Source organism: Deltaproteobacteria bacterium, from assembly GCA_020848905.1.
Taxonomy (GTDB): Bacteria; Myxococcota_A; Polyangia.
The window spans coordinates 102640-118341 of record JADLHG010000031.1; the positions used below are offsets into that span (position 1 = coordinate 102640).

General features: G+C 70.3%; 18 protein-coding genes. 15 read left to right on the top strand and 3 right to left on the bottom strand.

What is annotated here, in order from left to right; all coding sequences use genetic code 11:
• Window positions 1–21: 21 nt before the first annotated feature.
• The 15 genes from flgM (at window position 22) to IT371_12745 (ending at window position 11233) form a co-directional block, all read left to right on the top strand.
• A complete protein-coding gene (flgM, locus tag IT371_12675; protein MCC6748510.1) occupies window positions 22–273 on the top strand; it encodes a flagellar biosynthesis anti-sigma factor FlgM in 252 nt (83 codons plus the stop codon).
• Window positions 270–587, top strand: coding sequence for a hypothetical protein (locus IT371_12680; protein MCC6748511.1), 318 nt, complete (start codon window positions 270–272; stop codon window positions 585–587). Before flgM ends, IT371_12680 begins: the two co-directional genes overlap by 4 nt.
• Before the next feature lie 6 nt (window positions 588–593).
• Window positions 594–1970: a flagellar hook-associated protein FlgK gene (gene flgK / locus IT371_12685; protein MCC6748512.1), complete on the top strand. Its 1377-nt coding sequence runs from the start codon at window positions 594–596 to the stop codon at window positions 1968–1970.
• 3 nt (window positions 1971–1973) lie between these two features.
• The gene (gene flgL / locus IT371_12690) at window positions 1974–2858 is read left to right on the top strand and encodes a flagellar hook-associated protein FlgL (protein ID MCC6748513.1); all 885 of its coding nucleotides are present in this window, start codon (window positions 1974–1976) and stop codon (window positions 2856–2858) included.
• A 36-nt stretch (window positions 2859–2894) separates the two neighbouring features.
• Window positions 2895–3107 carry a carbon storage regulator CsrA gene (gene csrA, locus IT371_12695; protein MCC6748514.1) on the top strand — a complete coding sequence of 71 codons (213 nt, stop codon included), beginning with the start codon at window positions 2895–2897 and terminating at the stop codon, window positions 3105–3107.
• Window positions 3104–3526: a flagellar assembly protein FliW gene (gene fliW, locus IT371_12700; GenBank protein MCC6748515.1), complete on the top strand. Its 423-nt coding sequence runs from the start codon at window positions 3104–3106 to the stop codon at window positions 3524–3526. Before csrA ends, fliW begins: the two co-directional genes overlap by 4 nt.
• Window positions 3516–5171, top strand: a complete 1656-nt coding sequence (locus IT371_12705) for a motility associated factor glycosyltransferase family protein (protein MCC6748516.1) — start codon at window positions 3516–3518, stop codon at window positions 5169–5171. Before fliW ends, IT371_12705 begins: the two co-directional genes overlap by 11 nt.
• Before the next feature lie 199 nt (window positions 5172–5370).
• Entirely contained in the window at window positions 5371–6213 is an 843-nt protein-coding gene (locus IT371_12710; GenBank protein ID MCC6748517.1) for a flagellin FliC, read from the top strand.
• 218 nt (window positions 6214–6431) lie between these two features.
• Complete coding sequence (locus IT371_12715) at window positions 6432–7073, top strand: hypothetical protein (GenBank protein MCC6748518.1); 642 nt, start codon at window positions 6432–6434, stop codon at window positions 7071–7073.
• A complete protein-coding gene (locus IT371_12720; protein ID MCC6748519.1) occupies window positions 7066–7512 on the top strand; it encodes a hypothetical protein in 447 nt (148 codons plus the stop codon). Before IT371_12715 ends, IT371_12720 begins: the two co-directional genes overlap by 8 nt.
• 125 nt (window positions 7513–7637) lie before the next feature.
• Window positions 7638–7961 (top strand): flagellar protein FlaG, encoded by a 324-nt coding sequence (locus IT371_12725; protein ID MCC6748520.1) that lies wholly within the window; start codon window positions 7638–7640, stop codon window positions 7959–7961.
• Window positions 7962–7981: 20 nt separating this feature from the next.
• Entirely contained in the window at window positions 7982–9328 is a 1347-nt protein-coding gene (gene fliD / locus IT371_12730; GenBank protein MCC6748521.1) for a flagellar filament capping protein FliD, read from the top strand.
• Between the two features lie 272 nt (window positions 9329–9600).
• Window positions 9601–10443: a flagellin FliC gene (locus tag IT371_12735; protein MCC6748522.1), complete on the top strand. Its 843-nt coding sequence runs from the start codon at window positions 9601–9603 to the stop codon at window positions 10441–10443.
• A 62-nt stretch (window positions 10444–10505) separates the two neighbouring features.
• Window positions 10506–10892, top strand: a complete 387-nt coding sequence (gene fliS, locus IT371_12740) for a flagellar export chaperone FliS (GenBank protein MCC6748523.1) — start codon at window positions 10506–10508, stop codon at window positions 10890–10892.
• A complete protein-coding gene (locus IT371_12745; GenBank protein MCC6748524.1) occupies window positions 10889–11233 on the top strand; it encodes a hypothetical protein in 345 nt (114 codons plus the stop codon). Before fliS ends, IT371_12745 begins: the two co-directional genes overlap by 4 nt.
• Here IT371_12745 and IT371_12750 read toward each other — a convergent pair.
• From IT371_12750 to IT371_12760, 3 genes are read right to left on the bottom strand one after another with little or no spacing between them, the layout of a single operon-like run.
• Window positions 11230–12372: a response regulator gene (locus IT371_12750; GenBank protein ID MCC6748525.1), complete on the bottom strand. Its 1143-nt coding sequence runs from the start codon at window positions 12370–12372 to the stop codon at window positions 11230–11232. The genes IT371_12745 and IT371_12750 overlap by 4 nt on opposite strands.
• Before the next feature lie 6 nt (window positions 12373–12378).
• Window positions 12379–13605, bottom strand: a complete 1227-nt coding sequence (locus IT371_12755) for an HDOD domain-containing protein (protein MCC6748526.1) — start codon at window positions 13603–13605, stop codon at window positions 12379–12381.
• Window positions 13602–15647, bottom strand: a complete 2046-nt coding sequence (locus tag IT371_12760; protein ID MCC6748527.1) for a PAS domain S-box protein — start codon at window positions 15645–15647, stop codon at window positions 13602–13604. The genes IT371_12755 and IT371_12760 overlap by 4 nt, the downstream gene beginning before the upstream one ends.
• Window positions 15648–15702 lie beyond the last annotated feature (55 nt).

Below are 15702 nucleotides of genomic sequence, written 5' to 3' on the forward strand. Positions count from 1 at the left end.
GTGGTAGGTGGAGGCAACACCGTGAAGATCAACGACCGCCAAAGCCCGCCGCCCGTTGCACCGGCCAGCCGTAAGTCGGCCGACCGTCCCTCGCGCCCCGACACGGGTCCCGCTGCTCCGGCCGACCGGGTGAGCCTGAGCCCCGAGGCGCAGCGTCTGCTCCAGTCGAACCTGGACCGCGTCGCCGCGATCAAGGCCCGCGTGGAGGAGGGGAGCTACAAGGTAGACCTCGACGAGCTCGCCTCGGCGATCGTGAACAAGGAGCTGCCGTGACCGCGCTCGAAGAGCTCGAAAGCGTGACCGCCGACGAACGCCGGGCCCTGCTCGAGCGGGACTGGGACGCGCTGCGCCTCTCGATCGAGCGCAAGCAGGAGCTGGCGGGCTGCCTCGAGCTCTCGCCGCACGACGAGACGACGCAGGCGCTGCTCCAGCGCGTACGCCAGGCCACCTTGCACAACGCCGAGCTGGCCCGCCGGCTGAGCGCCCAGACCTCCGAGCTGCTCAAGGGGCAGACCTCGGGCGGAACCTACAACCGCAACGCGCAGCTCCAGCCTCGGGGTGCGCTCATCATGCATCGGACGGTGTAACGAACCATGGGTGGTCTGCTCAGCTCGCTCGATATCGCCCGTTCCGGCCTCGCGGCGTCGCAGGCCGGCGTGCAGCAGACCAGCCAGAACATCTCGAACGCCAACACCGAGGGCTACCATCGTCGCTCGCTCGTCACCTCGCCGCTCGGGCCCCGGCCCGGTCTCGGCGGCGTGTCCGTCGACGGCGTGCTCCGGAGCTCGGACCGGCTCCTCGCGCGGCAGCTCTCGCTCTCCCTCGGCGCGCAGGGCTTCGCCGACGCCCGGCAGACGTTGCTCCTGCATCTGGATCGCACCGTCGGACAGCTCGGCGAGGGCGGGGTGCAGCAGGGCCTCTCGACCCTCTTCAACGCCTTTTCGGGGCTCGCCAGCGCGCCGGAGAACCTGGCCGCGCGGCAGCAGGTGCTCTCCGCCGCGGGTGACCTCGCCCGGACCTTCAACAGCAAGGCCGAGGCGCTCGACCAGACCGCGCGCAGCGCCGACGAGGAGCTGCTCGGGCTGGCCAAGCAGGCGACCGACATGGCCGCGCAGGTGGCGAAGCTCAACGTGCAGATCACGCAGACCGAGGCCACCGGCGCCGACGCGAGCGACCTGCGCGACCAGCAAGACAAGCTCGTCGGGCAGCTCAACCAGCTCACCGGGGCGACCTCGTTTCTGGACGGGCAGGGGCAGACCACGGTCCTCATCGACGGCATGGTGCTGGTCCAGGGGAACCGTTCCGCGAGCCTGCAGGGCACGCCCGACGCCACCTTGAACGGTCGGCAGCGCCTCGACCTGGTGGATGGCGCGACGCGCATGGCGATGACGTCGCGCCTCGGTGGCCGGATGGGGGGCCTCGTGGCGGTACGCGACACCACGATCCCCGGGCTCCAGTCGCAGCTCGACCAGCTCGCCTACGACGTGGCCACGGCGGTCAACACGCAGCACCGCGCGGGCTACGGCCTCGACGGTGCGAACGGCCGGGACCTCTTCACTCCGCCGACCGGTGTGACCGGCGCAGCGACCGCGCTCAGCGTGAACGCGACGCTCACGGCGAATCAGGTGGCCGCCTCGTCGAGCGCGACGGCGCTGCCGGGCAACAACCAGAACGCGCTCGCCCTCTCGGCGCTGGCGCAGGCCAACCTGGCGGGCGGCGGCTCGGCCACCGCGGCGGGTCAGTGGGCCCGCGTCGTGGGCCAGCTCGGCGCGGACGCGCAGGCGGCGGTGCGCACGGCGGACGTGCGGCTGGACGAGCTGACCCACCTGCAGACGCTGCAGATGAGCCGCGAAGGGGTCTCGCTCGACGAGGAGATGATCCACCTCGTCGAGTACCAGCGTTCGTACCAGGCCTCGACGAAGGTGTTGCAGGTGGTGGACAGCTTGCTCGACGAGCTGATGAGGATCTAAGCCATGCTACGCGTGACCAACTCGATGGTGAACCTGCAGGCCCAGCGCGAGCTCGCCAAGGCGCGGGCGCGTCTCGAGGAGCGGCAGCGTGTGGCCTCGAGCGGCCAGCGCGTGGGCCAGGCGGCCGACGATCCGGCGGCGGCCGGGGAGCTCGTGCGCCTGCAGGGCGAGGCGCAGGCCAACACGCAGTTCCAGCGGAACATCGACCACGCCATGGCGGAGCTGGACACGGCCGACAGCGCGCTCGGGAACGTCACCGAGGTGCTGCATCGCGCGCGCGAGCTCGCGGTGCAGATGGCCAACGGCACGATCAGCGCCGCCGACCGAGCGGTCGCCGCACGCGAGATGCAGGGGCTGCGCGACCAGGTCGTCGCGCTCGCCAACACCCGCGTCGGGGAGGTCTACATCTTCGGCGGACATCGCACGGGTCAGCCCCCCTTCGCGGCGAGCGGGACCTACGCCGGCGACACCGGACAGCGCTCGGTCGAGGTGGAGGGGGGGGTAGTGATGAACGCGGGGGTCAGCGGGGCGCAGGCCTTCACCGCGGCCGGGGGGCAGGACGTCCTCGGGGTGCTCGCCAGCCTGAGCACGGCGCTCACGGCCAACGACGTGGACGGGATCCGCACGAGCCTCACCTCGCTCGAGTCGGCGGCGAACCAGGTCGGGTCGGCGCACGTCTCGATCGGCCAGCAGGTGGGCGCGCTCAGCCAGCAGCGCTCGTTCCTCACCGACCGACACCTCGACATCGCGCAGCACCGTTCGCGCGTCGGGGACGCGGAGGTGACCGAGGCGCTCTCGGGCCTCGTGCGCGCGCAGACCTCGCTCAACGCGGCGCTCGAGGTCTCGGCGAAGGTGCTCAATTCCCTGAGCTTGGTGGACCGCCTGTGAGCGGGGAGTGTACACTGGGCCCCCTAGGAGGTCCCGTTGCTGACCGTCACCCGCAGGGCAGGACAGACCATTCGCATCGGCGACCACGTGAAGATCACCATCAAGGAGGTCCGCGGTCGGCAGGTGCGACTGATGATCGAGGCGCCGCGGGACGTCCGGGTCTACCGGGAGGAGCTCTACCAGCAGATCGCCCAGGAGAACGAGGCGGCGGCGCGCGTGGACCGGAATCGGCTCGGAGAGCTGGAATGACCGTCTCGATCGAGAGCGCGCAGCTCGGCCCGCTGGAGGTGCCCGAGGCTGACCTCCTGCACTTCCCGCACGGCATCCCCGGTTTCCCGGCGGCGCACCGCTTCTGCCTCGTGCAGGTCAAGCCCGGCTCGCGCTTCCAGCTCCTCCAGTGCGTGGACGATCCAGGCCTGGCCTTCGTGGTCACGGACCCGATGCTCCTCGACCCCGACTACCCGGTGAACTCCGTGCGCAGCGAGGCCACTGCGCTCGGGCTCGAAGCCGACGAACCCCTGGCCGTGGCGGCGATCGTGACCGTGCCGCCGGCCCCGGAGCGTCCGACGGTGAACCTGCTCGCGCCGCTCGCGCTCGGCGGCCGCTCCCGTCGGGGCGTGCAGGTGGTCCTGCACGATTCGCCCTATCCCGTCCGGCATGCCATCTGATCGGGTCACGGTCGGCGTCGCGAAGAGCGGCGCCCCCTGCCTGACCCTGAACGGCCGCCCCCTCTCGAGCAGCCTCGATCCGGTGGCCGAAGCCGAGAGCTGGGCCGCCTCGCTCGCGCTCGACGAGGTGGACGTGCTGGTCCTCTTCGGGCTCGGCCTGGGCTACCACGTGGAGGCGCTGCGCCGTCGCACCGAGGTGCCGATCGTCGTCTTCGAGCCGAGCGCGGCGGTGCGCGACGCGGCGCTCGCGCGCGAGGGGCGCGAGCTCGGGGACACCTGGGTCGCCGAGAGCGCCGATGCGCTCCGGGCCCACCTGGGCATGCGCCTGCAGGCCAGGCAGCGCGTGACGGCCTTCTCCTGGCCCCCGAGCCGCCGCCTCTACCCCGAGCTCCACGCGGCCACCATCGACGCCACGCGGCGCGCGGTGGAGGTGGCCACGGTGACGGCGAACACGCTCGAGACGCGGCTCCATCGCTGGTTCGATCACCTGCTCGCGAACCTGCCGCTCGTCGTGGGTCGGGTCCCGGCGCGCGCGCTTGCGAGCTACGTCGCCGGCCGCCCGGCCATCGTGGTCGCCGCGGGTCCGTCGCTGAAACGCAACGTGGAGCTCCTGCGCGAGGTCGGGGAGCGTGCGGTGATCGTCGCCGTGAATACGTCGCTCCGCGCGCTCGAGCGGGCGGGGGTGCGCGCGCACCTGGTCGTCGCGCTCGAGCTCCTGGACGTGAGCCAGCAGCTCGCCGACCTGGAGCTGAACCGGGAGTGTCCGAGGGCCGTCTCGATGACGGCGAACCCGGCACTCATCGCGAACGCTCCGGGACCCGTCTTTCCGCTCGTGGACCGGCTCCCCTTCTTCGCGCCCACGGCCGAGGCGGCGGGGCTCGGTCGGAGCCTCGGGGTGGGCGGTTCGGTGGCCAACGCGGCCTTCTCCCTCGCGCGCGAGCTCGGCGCTCCGCGCATCGTCCTGCTCGGTCAAGACCTGGCCTACACGGGGGGCGAGGCCTACGCCCCGGGAACCGTCTTCGAGAAGATGCGCGTGGCCGTCGAGGGGGGGCGGGCCACGCTCTCGGCTCTCGAGGCCAAGCGGGCCATCGCGGCCTCGTGCCCGCAGGCGGACACCACGCGCGAGGTGGAAGAGGTGGAGCAGGTGACGGCCTGGGGCGGAGCGGGGACCGTGCCCACCACGGGCGCCTTCAACTACTTCCGCTACATCTTCGAGGAGTGGGCCGCCGAGCAGCACGGCCTCGAGCTGGTCAATGCCACCGAGGGTGGCGCGCGCATCGCGGGCTTTTCGGAGCGCCCCTTCGCCGACGTGCTCGCGGAGCTCCCGCCGCCGCGGCCCGTGCCCCTGCCGACGGAGCCGCGCATTCGCGCCGAGGACGTGCGGCGCGCGCTCGAGGCCGAGGCCGTTCGCGTGGCCCGCGCCCGCGACGAGGCCCGCTCGGCCTGCCAGCTCGGCACCCCGCAGGCGGTGTTCCGCATGCGCCAGGCCATCTGCGCCGCGGGGCTCCTCTACGCCTACAGCTGGCGGACCATGTGCGACACCGTGCGCGACACGAGCCTGGGTCTCGACGTGCTCTGCTCCCGCTTGGCCGACGACGCCGAGGCTACGCTCCTGCGCCTGCGCGAGGCCGTAGCGGTTTTGTAGTCCCCCTCACGTACTTCGACCCCGAAAAAGTCGCTCAAGCTCCCCCCGCCCTGGCCGTTGACCTTAGCGGAGGGCGAGAGGTGACCGGGTGGCGTGCACGGCCACCCCTCGTCGTCCGCGTAGGCACGCAAACACAGGGCACGGATGCCCGCCGGTCGTTCCCACGTGATGGGGGACCGGATTTCCACGGAGGAAGATCATGTCTCTCAGCTCGATGACTCTGCAGTCCAATGTGGCCTCTCTGCAAGCTCAGCGAAACCTGGGCCGCACCGAAGGCGGGCTCAACACCTCGATGGCGCGTTTGTCGTCGGGTCTGCGGATCAACATGGCCGCGGACGACGCCGCTGGACTCGCCATCAGTGAAAAGCTCCGTTCGCAGGTGCGCGGTCTCGCCCAGGCCCAGCGTAACGCCAACGACGGCGTGAGCCTCCTTCAAACCGCAGAAGGCGCCCTCAATGAGGTCGGCGACATGCTGATCCGCATGAGGGAACTCGGCGTCCAGGCCGCCAACGGCACGCTCGGGTCCTCTGAGCGGAGCTCGCTGCACAGCGAGTTCAGCGCCCTTCGGACGGAGATCGGCCGTATCGCGAACGCCACCGAGTTCAACGGCACCAAGTTGCTCGATGGCACGCTGTCTACGGGCGTGACCTTCCAGGTGGGCGTGAAGAACGTCACCGCGAACGACCGGATCACGATCTCGGTGCTCAGCGGCAAGGCGACGGCGATCGGCGTGACGAGCGGCATGACCGTCTCTACGGTCACTGGCGCCCGGAACTCGCTGGCGTTGCTCGACACCGCTATCTCGAGCGTGACCAGCCGGCGCGGCACCATCGGCGCGGCCCAGAACCGGCTCTACACCACCATCCGCAACATCACCGCCATGCACGAGAACCTCTCGGCCGCGAATTCGCGTATCCGCGACGCGGACGTGGCGGCGGAGTCGGCCAACTTCACCCGGTCCCAGATCCTGATGCAGGCCGGTGTGAGTGTGCTGGCCCAGGCCAACCAGCTGCCGCAGATGGCTCTGCGGCTCCTCGGCTAACCCGCAGTACCCCAGACCTGTCGGCCGGTGGTAGCACGCACGCCGCGCCGGCCGGCAGGTCCCCGTCAATCCTTCCCCTGCTCGGATCCAATCTCTTGACGCTCTCGACCCGATCTCACCCTCTGCTCCGGCGCTGGGCCCACGGAGATCAACGTCTTGCCCGTCCGACCGTCGTGGCATTGCCATTGCATTCTTCTCCGTCGGGAGGAGTCAACCCGATGTCCCTGGATCCCACGCTTCTTGCCACCATTCGCGCCCAGCTCGCCGCCGACGGGGCTCGCGCGCTTCGCGCCCAACGGGTGACGCAGCGCCACGCCCGCCTCGTCTGCCCCGAGGTGCTGTCGGCCGAGCAGGCCCGGGTCTGCGACCTGAATCGGGTGGTCAGCCGGGTGGTTCACGACGCGCAGCCCCTCGGGCGGATGGCCGGGGTGCCCCTCACCTTCCACCGCGAGCGTCGGCCGATCGCGGTCGCGCTGCTAGTGCGACACGCCGAGGACACGCTCGCAGCGGCCATCGACCTGTGCCTCAACGACCCGCAGGCCCACGCCATCCTGATCCGCACCGCGTCGTGCGGGGACCGGGCCATCGTGCTCATCGAGCGACGCGTGGCCGCCCTCGCCGAGCGACGCCCGTGGCGGACGCTCGACCCCATGGCGCAGCCGGAGCTCCTCGTCGGTACCCTGGCCCTGCGGGCCGTGGGCGGCTCGGTCCGGCTGCTGCAAAAAGGACACGCCCTGCGCGCCTACCTCGAACTTCCCTTGGCCGCTCGACCCCAGGCCAACTGGCCGCTCCGCGCGGAGGTCCGCCCGAATCCGACGTTGGCGTCAGCCCACGTCCAGCAAGGAGAGATCCATGACTGAAGCGGCAACGACCTTGCCCGCCCCGGAGGCCTCCCCCGGCCCGGAGGACCTCGTGACGCTCTGCCGGCAGGCGCTCGTGGATTCCGCCACCTACGTGGAGTTCATCTCCACCACGATGGCCGTGTGCGCCCAGCAGATCCGCACCGGCGACGATCAGACGGCTCTTGGCCACCTGGCCCAGGGGAGCTCGGACCTCGAGCAATTCCTGCAGCTCATGGAGCACGTGACAGCGGTGGCCAAGCCGGCGACGCCGAAGGAGGTGGACGCCTTCCGGGCCGACCTCCTGCGCTGCGTGCGGGGCATGGAGCAGAGCCTGGTGCAGCAGGATCTGGTGACCCTCTCGGACCAGATCGAGGGGGACCTCCTACAGGTCCTACCCCGCTGGGATGGCGTGGCGGAGGAGCTCGCGTTGGCCCTCGAGGTCATCTCCCCTCCGTAGCCGGCTCGCGGCCCGCGCCCGGTCGGATCCCCGCTAAAGGTTCCTCTGCCCCTGCCGTTGTCTTCTCTTGAAGGGGAATGGGACGCGAGGGAAGGGCACACACAGCGTCAGGGAAGGGGCGTGACATGAGTAGAAGCACGGTGACCGGCCCCGTGATGCCGGTACAAGCCAGTCTGCTCGAGGAGTATAGGCGAGCGAAGCCCGTCGAGGCCGAGAGCCCCTCGGAGGAGGAGAAGCTCCGCCGGGCGATCCAGCAGCTCCAGTCGTCGCTGGGCGCGCTGCCGATGGGGGTCGAGTTCGAGATTCGACCCGATCTGAGCTCGGTGATCATGATGGTCCGCGACGGAAACGGCTCGCGGGTCGTCCGGGAAATGGCCCCCGACGAGGTGATGCGCCTGGCGCAGCTCGTGAAGTCGGGACGTCAACATCTGCTCGACCGGCTGGTCTGAGCGAGCTCCGAGGACGAACCATGGCGGGTCCGGTCAACTTCAGTGGTCTCGCGAGCGGGATGGACACGAACGGCATCATCGAGGCCCTCGTCAAGGCCGCGCGTGAGCCGATCCGTCAGCTCCAGCAGAAGCGCGCCGACTTCAGCAGCAAGTCGAACAAGCTCTCCGAGCTCGTGAGCAAGCTGACCGCGCTGCGCAACTCGGCCCGCGACCTGGACACGCTGAAGGAGTTCCGCGCCTTCTCGGCGAAGAGCAACGACGAGACGGCGGCGACGGCCGTGGCCTCGAGCGCGGCCACCGCCGGGACCTACGTGGTGAAGGTCTCCAGCCTGGCCCAGGCCGAGCGCACCTACTCCAAGGCCTTCGCGGCCAAGAACACCACCGGGCTCGTGGCCGCCACCGAGGCGCTTACGCTGCAGGTGGGGGCCGCCGCGGCCGTCTCGGTGGACGTGACGACTACCGACACGCTCGAGACCGTGGCGCAGAAGATCAACGACAAGAAGGCCGGTCTGACGGCCAGCATCGTGTACACGGGCAGCCAGTACAAGCTGCTCGTGAGCGGGGACAAGGCGGGGACGGCCAACGCGCTCACCTTCGGCGGGGCCGCGGCCACGTCGCTGGATCTGACCCACGAGGAGCAGGCGGCCACGAACGCGACGGTGGTGATGGACAACACCACCTTCACGAGCACGACCAATCAGCTCACGGACATGATCCCCGGCGTCACCCTGGACCTGAAGAAGGAGACGGGCGCCTCCACCGTCACGATCAAGGTGGACGTGGACCTCGACGCGGTGCAGAAGAAGCTCGAGGATCTGGTCAAGAACTACAATTCCGTGGCTGCCATCCTGAAGCGGGAGTTCAGCTCCGATGGCAAGGCTCGGACCGACGGGCTGATGGGGGACGCCGCGGTGCGTGGGGTGCAGCGCAGCATCCAGGGGATCCTGACCTCGGAGGTGGGCGGCGTGAGCGGCAACTACACGGCGCTCTCCCGCATCGGCGTGAAGAGCAACCGGGACGGCACCATCACCCTGGACAGCGCCAAGCTCCGTGAGGCTCTGGCCGCCGACATGCAGGGCGTGACCGACCTCTTCAGCTATACCGACAACAACGACACCACGGACAACGACGGCATCGCCGTGCGTCTCGGGCGCACGCTCACGAACATGATCACCGCCCCCGACGGCATGCTGGCCGCGCGGCAAGAGGGCCTCGGCGACAGCATGCGCGCCGTGGACGATCGGGTGGCCGCCATGGAGCGGAACCTCGAGACCTACGAGGCGGGGCTCCGCAAGCAGTTCATGGCCATGGAAGAGGCCCTGAGCAAGCTCAAGAACCAGGGGAGCTTCCTGGCCGGACTGAGCTAGCCCGCCATCATCCTGACCTGATCCGCCCTCGGTGCGGGCCAGAGCTCCCCGCTCCTCTCACCTTAGGCCGGACCTTCCGGCGCCTCCCACACCCCTGTCCTTACGCCCGGAAGCTCCTCGTTCCGAGGCCTCCGCCCGTCCACTTCGCCCGGCTCCCTCGCTCGACCGGACCTCTCGAAATCGCGCTCAAGCTTCGGTCGGATAGCGCGTTGTATCTCATGAACGGAACGAAACCCCCGGGCCGCGCGGCGGCACGATAAGGAGAACGGAAAATGTCTCTCGCATCGATGACGCTCCAGAGCAACGTGGCCTCGCTCAACGCCCAGAAGAACCTGTCCCGGACCGAGACGGGGATGAACACGGCGATGGCGCGCCTCTCCTCCGGGTTGCGCATCAACATGGCCGCCGACGACGCCGCCGGCCTCGCGATCAGCGAGAAGCTGCGGTCGCAGGTGCGCGGGCTGGCCCAGGCGCAGCGCAACGCCAACGACGGCGTGAGCCTCCTGCAGACGGCGGAAGGCGCCCTCAACGAGGTCGGCGACATGCTGATCCGCATGCGGGAGCTCGGCGTCCAGGCCGCGAACGGCACGCTCGGCTCCTCCGAGCGGAGCTCGCTGCACGCCGAGTTCGGTGCCCTGCGCACGGAGATCACCCGTATCGCGAACGCCACCGAGTTCAACGGCACCAAGCTCCTCGACGGCACGCTCTCCACGGGCGTGACCTTCCAGGTGGGCGTGAAGAACGTTACCGCCAACGACCGCATCACCATCTCCATGCTCAGCGGGCGGGCCTCGGCGATCGGCGTGTCGAACGCCATGACCATCTCCACCGTCACCGGCGCGCGAAACTCGCTGTCGGTGCTCGATACGGCGATCTCGGCCGTGACCAGCCGACGCGGCACCATCGGCGCGGCGCAGAACCGGCTCTACACCACGATCCGCAACATCACCGCCATGCACGAGAACCTCTCGGCGGCGAACTCGCGCATCCGCGACGCGGACGTGGCGGCGGAGTCGGCCAACTTCACCCGCTCTCAGATCCTGCTCCAGGCCGGCGTGAGCGTACTGGCCCAGGCCAACCAGCTGCCGCAGATGGCCCTGAAGCTCCTCGGCTAGCGCGAACGAACCAACGCACGAACGAACGGTCGAATAGACGCATCCTGAAAGGTGAGTAACGCATGTACGCAAACGCCAGCGCCCGTCGGTACCAGCAGGTCAGCGTGCAAACCAGCTCCCCGGGCCAGATCCTGGTCTCCCTGTACGAGACCGCCGTGCGCTACGCGCGCCAGGGCGCCGAGTCGATCCGGCGGGGCGACATCCCCGCCAAGGCGCGAGAGCTCCAGCGCGTCTCGGACATCGTGGGCGAGCTGACGAGCACCCTGAACCGGAGCGTGGCCCCGGAACTCTGCGACAACCTCGAGCGCCTGTACTACTACATGCAAGAGAAGGTGGCCGAGGGGAACGCGACGATGAAGCCCGAGCCGGTGGAAGAGGTGGCGCGCCTGCTGGACACGCTGCGCGAGGCCTGGGTCGAGGCGGTGGCGCAGGTGGAGGGGCGGAAGTGAGCGCGGCGCTCGAGCGGGCCAAGGAGCGGCTGCGGCTCCTCACCGAGATGCAGCGGATCACCCCGCCGGTGGGGGCCGAGCGGCCGAGCCCGGATGCGCTGCGCGCGCTGCTGGAACGACGGCAGGCCTTGATCGACGAGTGGCCGGCCGGGGACGTGGACGGGGTGGGGGAGGAGCTCCGGACGGTAGTGGCGGAGATCCGCCGCACGGTAGAAGAGCTGCTGGCGCGCGACGCGGCGCTCACCGTGTGGCTTACCGACGCGCGGGGCCAGGTCCTGCGCGTGCTGCAGCGCGGGAAGGCTGCCGCGTCGCCCGAGGCCCGCGTCAAGCGAACGATCTAGGCCCTGCGGCCCACGACTACCCGCACCGGCTCCTTGATCCCCACTCCCGCGGCGAAGTTCTTGAGTCGCTCGAGCAGACTCAGCGTCAGCTCCTGCCCCGAGGCGATGAGCAAGCCGCCCGCAGCCGTGCGGACCTCCTCGGCGAGCACCATCCCCACGGCGAGTCCCCTCACGGGCAGCTCCTGCACCGCGCGCGCTGCGCCCCCCTCACCGAGCATGAAGCGCAACGACTCGAGCACGGGCTCCGGGTAGTGCCCCGCACGCCCGCGCAAGGTCTCCAGGGCCAGCGCGGGGCTGAGCCCCGTGGACTCCAGGCGGTCGAGGTCCAGCGCGGCCCGCAGCGCGGCGGCCCCGAGCGGCTCGGGGGACGTTCCGGGCTTTCGCGCTGCATCACCCCGCCCGAGCGCGAAGCGGAGGAGCTCCCGGACCTCGTCGAGGCGCGGGATCCCCGCGAGGAGCTGCTCGCTCACCTCGGGGAGCCGGGCGGTCATGGCCTTCTCGTGCTCCGAGAGCGCTTCCCCCGCGTTCAGCTTCTCGAGCGTCGCGGGAGGGAGCGTGACGAGGCAGATCTGCGAGAGCATGGCCGCCACCTCGAGCTGCCACTTGTGCGGCAGGGCGAGCGACGTGGCCAGCTCGCTCACGCGCTGCTTGACTCGGTTCGCGCGGCCGAAGGCGGCCGGGTGCACGAGCGTCAGCGCATCCGTGAGGAGCTGGATGCTCCCGTGGAGCGTCTGCTCGAGGAGCACCCGCTCCGCGGTGATGAGCCGGTGCTGCTCCACCGCGTCCTCGAGTGCGCGGTGAAGCGCCTCCGGCGGACAGGGCTTGGTCAGGAAGCGGAAGATGTTCCCCTCGTTCACCGCGGCGATGGCCGATTCCACCTCGGCGTAGCCGGTGAGGAGCACTCGAACCATCGCCGGATGGGACCGCCGCGTGCGTGACAGGAGCTCTGCCCCGTTCATCCCGGGCATGCGCATGTCGGAGACGATCACGGCGAAGGTCTTGCCGGTCTCGAGGGTGGCGAGAGCCGCCTGCGACCCGAGCGCCGTCTCGACGGCGAAGCGTCGCCGGAGGTTCTGCGAGAGGCCTTCGAGCACGTTCGACTCGTCGTCGACGCACAGGATACGTGGTTTGTCCTGCATCGGTGGCTATCCCCCTGTCATCCGCGCCGCCTCCTGTTCGGCGAGGCGCCGCCACTCCGGAAGCTGGTCCAGCACTCCAGCACGCTCCAGGTACGCCTCGTCGAGGGTGCCATCCGCGATCAGCGCGGTGGGATGCTCCGCGGTCCTGGCCCGTGCGTCCATCGCGTCAGCGGCCAGAGCGTACCCGACGTGGACAGCGGCCAGGCTGTCGAAGGTCTCGTGGCCGATGCGCCCCGGCTCGTGGTGAAACGCGACGGACTCTACCACGGCGCTCGGGAAGCCCCAGAGCCCGAGAAGGTACGCCCCCACCTCCGCGTGCGTCACCCCGCGTAGCTCGCGCTCGAGCTGGTGGAGCGGCCGGCCGCTCTCGGCGGCGCTGGCCCGCAGGCTCTCGGCCTGGCTCGTCTGGTGCGTGGCGAGGACCAGCCAGCCCAGGTTGGCCAGGCTCGCCGCCAGAAAGGCCGCCTCGGCGAAGGGCTGCCCCTTGGCGAGGCGGGCCGTCAAGCGGGCCGCGAGAATCGCGTGGGCCTGGCGCGCCAGGATGTCCTCGCGGAGCGTGGCGGGCAGGCGTTCGATCCCCTGGCCGGCCGCGTTCCAGAGCACGAGGTTCCTGAGGAGCGAGGTGCCGAGCAGCGAGATCGCCCGCTCCACGCTCAGGCACTTCTGCGCCAGCCCGAAGAAGGCCGAGTTCACGAGCTGCAGGATCTTCGCGCAGAGGGCCGCGTCTTGCTCCACGATCTGGGCCATCTGCGTCACGCTGGCCTCGGGACTGTCCAGGATCCGCCCGAGCTGCAGGTATACGCCCGGGAGGCTCGGGAGCTGGCCGAGCTCGCCGACCACGGCCTGGAGCGCCTCGTCGTGAAGGAGGTCTTGGAGCGCGCACGCCCGCTCGATGACCTTGCGGAGGGCGGCGCTGTCGCACGGCTTGGAGAGGAACTGATGCGCCACGGCGACCACGCGCCCCGCGGAGGCCTGGTCGGTCTGCCCCGAGAGGACGATGCGCGCCGCCCGGGGATAGCGCCGCTGGACCTCGGTGAGGAAGGTGGCGCCATCCATCCCGGGCATGCGCATGTCCGAGACCACCACGTCGAAGCCCTTCTCCTCGAGGAGGGCGAGTCCCTCCGCTCCTCCGGGGGCGAAGACCATCTCCCAGCGGTTGCGTTCCTTGCGCAGGAGGTTCTGCAGCCCCTCGAGCACGCGCGGCTCGTCGTCCACGAAGAGAATGCGCTTCATACGGCCCGGTGCTCCATGGTTCCCCCCTTGTTCTCGATGGGCAGCCGGATGACGAAGGTCGTGCCGCGCCCCAGCTCGCTCTCGAGCGAGATCGACCCGCCATGCTTGTCCACGACGATCGAGCGGGCGATGGCCAGGCCCTGACCGGTCCCCTTGCCCACGGGCTTGGTGGTGAAGAACGGATCGAAGATGCGCGCGCGAATCTCCTCGGGGATGCCGGTGCCCGTGTCGCTGATCTCCACCACCACGTCGGGTCCGTCGCAGCGCGACCGTACGGTGATGAGCCCCCTCTCCCCGCTCGTCCCCACCACGTCCGCGATGGCGTGGGCCGCGTTCACGAGCAGGTTCAGGAAGACCTGGTTCAGGTCCCCGAGGTGACAGAAGACCGGCGGCAACTCCTGGAAGTCGGTGACCACCTCGGCCACGTACTTCACCTCGTTCTTGGCCACCGTGAGCGTGCTCGAGAGCGCCCGGTTGAGGTTCGCGGCCACCTTCTCCTTCTGGTCCGGGTGGGCGAACTCCTTCATGGCCCGTACGATGTCGGCCACGCGCGACGTCCCTTCGAGCGTCCGGTCCACGGCCTTCGGGAGCTGCTCTCGGAGGTACTCGAGGTCTGCGTCCTGCTCGGCCTGGCGGGCGGCGAGGGCGTGTTCGGCCGTGGCCTCCCCGCGCTCCACCGCGGCCACGACCTCCTGGTAGCTGGCGATGAGCCGCGTCAGATCGCCGAGGGCGTCGCGCAGGAAATGCGCGCTGTCTCCGACGAACTGAATCGGGGTGTTGATCTCGTGGGCGATCCCCGCGGCGAGCTGTCCCACCGCCTCGAGCTTCTGCGCCTGGCGGAGCTCGGCCTCGGCCTGTTTGTTCGACGTCACGTCGCGCGCGGCGAGGTAAATCCACTCGGCGCCCGCCTCGGGAGCGGCGCAGCTCAGCGAGAGCCACCGGACCGAGCCGTCCCTGTGGCAGAAGCGCGCCTCGTAGTCTCGCAGGTCCTCTCCCGCGTTGAGGCGGTCGATGGCCGCCTGCGCCCTGCCGCGCTCCTCCGGACACATCATCTCCCAGAGCGGACGGTACGCGAGCTCCGCCGGGGTGACCCCGAGGGCCCTGCCCCAGGCGTCGTTCGCGCGCCAGAAGTTCGCGCTGCGGTCGGCGATGGCGAAGAGGTTGAGCGACATGTTGAAGAAGCGGTCCCGCTCGTCCTCGATGCGCTTGCGCTCCAGGAACTGCGCCACCTCGCGGCCGAGGTTGGCGGCGAGCTCGAGGAGGCTCGGGTCGGGCTCCTCCACGTCGTGTCCGAAGAGCTCGATCACCCCGAGGAAGCTCTGCCCGAGGACGACCGGAAAGCCGAAGGCCACCCGGAGGCCCTCCCGGGCCGCCACCGCCAGACGCGGAAAGGCGTGCTCGGCCCGCGTGTCGGCGATCCAGGTCGGGGAGCGGCCGCACCAGATCCGCCCGGGGAGCCCGATGCCGAAGCCGACGGTGGCGCGGCGCGTGGCCGCCACGAACTCGGTGAACGGTTGCTCGTCGCAGACCCACAGACTGCGGCAGGTCAGCCCCCCGGTGCCGTCTTCTTGCCAGAGCGCACCGAAGGCCCAGCCCAGCTCGTGGCAGAGGCCCTCGAGCAGCTTCGGAACGACCTCCTGGGCGGACCCCGGTTCGGCCATGACCCGCGAGGCGGCGGCGCGCGCCCGCTGCAGGCGTCCGGCGCGGGAGCTGGCCGAGGCGTCCCGGGCGAGCGCGATCACGAGGCGCGAGCCGTTCACGCGATGTTCGACGCACTGGAGCTCGACAGGGAAGATCCGCCGGTCCCGCCGCACGGCGTTGAGCTTCAGCCCCGTCGGGCCGGCCTGGATCAGGCGTTCGAGCACCACGGGTCCCGATGGGGGGCCGTTCGGCCCCGGAGCCAGCAGCGCGGCGAGCGAGGTCCCCTGCAGCTCGGGGGGGGCGTAGCCGAAGATCGCGGCCGCTACGTCGCTGCACAGGGCCACCTGGCCGGCAGCGTCCAGCACCATCAGCCCTTCGACGTGGCGGTCGGACGTGCTCATCGCGTCACGCTCTGGTTCATCGACGGGATTGGCCCGGAGTTTTGGCCCGTCCGGG

Coding starts and splice junctions, on each gene's coding strand:
- flgK (MCC6748512.1), top strand. CDS start 594: ATGGGTGGTCTGCTCAGCTCGCTCGATATCGCCCGTTCCGGCCTCGCG.
- flgL (MCC6748513.1), top strand. CDS start 1,974: ATGCTACGCGTGACCAACTCGATGGTGAACCTGCAGGCCCAGCGCGAG.
- fliW (MCC6748515.1), top strand. CDS start 3,104: ATGACCGTCTCGATCGAGAGCGCGCAGCTCGGCCCGCTGGAGGTGCCC.
- IT371_12705 (MCC6748516.1), top strand. CDS start 3,516: ATGCCATCTGATCGGGTCACGGTCGGCGTCGCGAAGAGCGGCGCCCCC.
- IT371_12710 (MCC6748517.1), top strand. CDS start 5,371: ATGTCTCTCAGCTCGATGACTCTGCAGTCCAATGTGGCCTCTCTGCAA.
- IT371_12715 (MCC6748518.1), top strand. CDS start 6,432: ATGTCCCTGGATCCCACGCTTCTTGCCACCATTCGCGCCCAGCTCGCC.
- IT371_12720 (MCC6748519.1), top strand. CDS start 7,066: ATGACTGAAGCGGCAACGACCTTGCCCGCCCCGGAGGCCTCCCCCGGC.
- IT371_12725 (MCC6748520.1), top strand. CDS start 7,638: ATGAGTAGAAGCACGGTGACCGGCCCCGTGATGCCGGTACAAGCCAGT.
- fliD (MCC6748521.1), top strand. CDS start 7,982: ATGGCGGGTCCGGTCAACTTCAGTGGTCTCGCGAGCGGGATGGACACG.
- IT371_12735 (MCC6748522.1), top strand. CDS start 9,601: ATGTCTCTCGCATCGATGACGCTCCAGAGCAACGTGGCCTCGCTCAAC.
- fliS (MCC6748523.1), top strand. CDS start 10,506: ATGTACGCAAACGCCAGCGCCCGTCGGTACCAGCAGGTCAGCGTGCAA.
- IT371_12750 (MCC6748525.1), bottom strand. CDS start 12,372: ATGCAGGACAAACCACGTATCCTGTGCGTCGACGACGAGTCGAACGTG.
- IT371_12755 (MCC6748526.1), bottom strand. CDS start 13,605: ATGAAGCGCATTCTCTTCGTGGACGACGAGCCGCGCGTGCTCGAGGGG.
- IT371_12760 (MCC6748527.1), bottom strand. CDS start 15,647: ATGAGCACGTCCGACCGCCACGTCGAAGGGCTGATGGTGCTGGACGCT.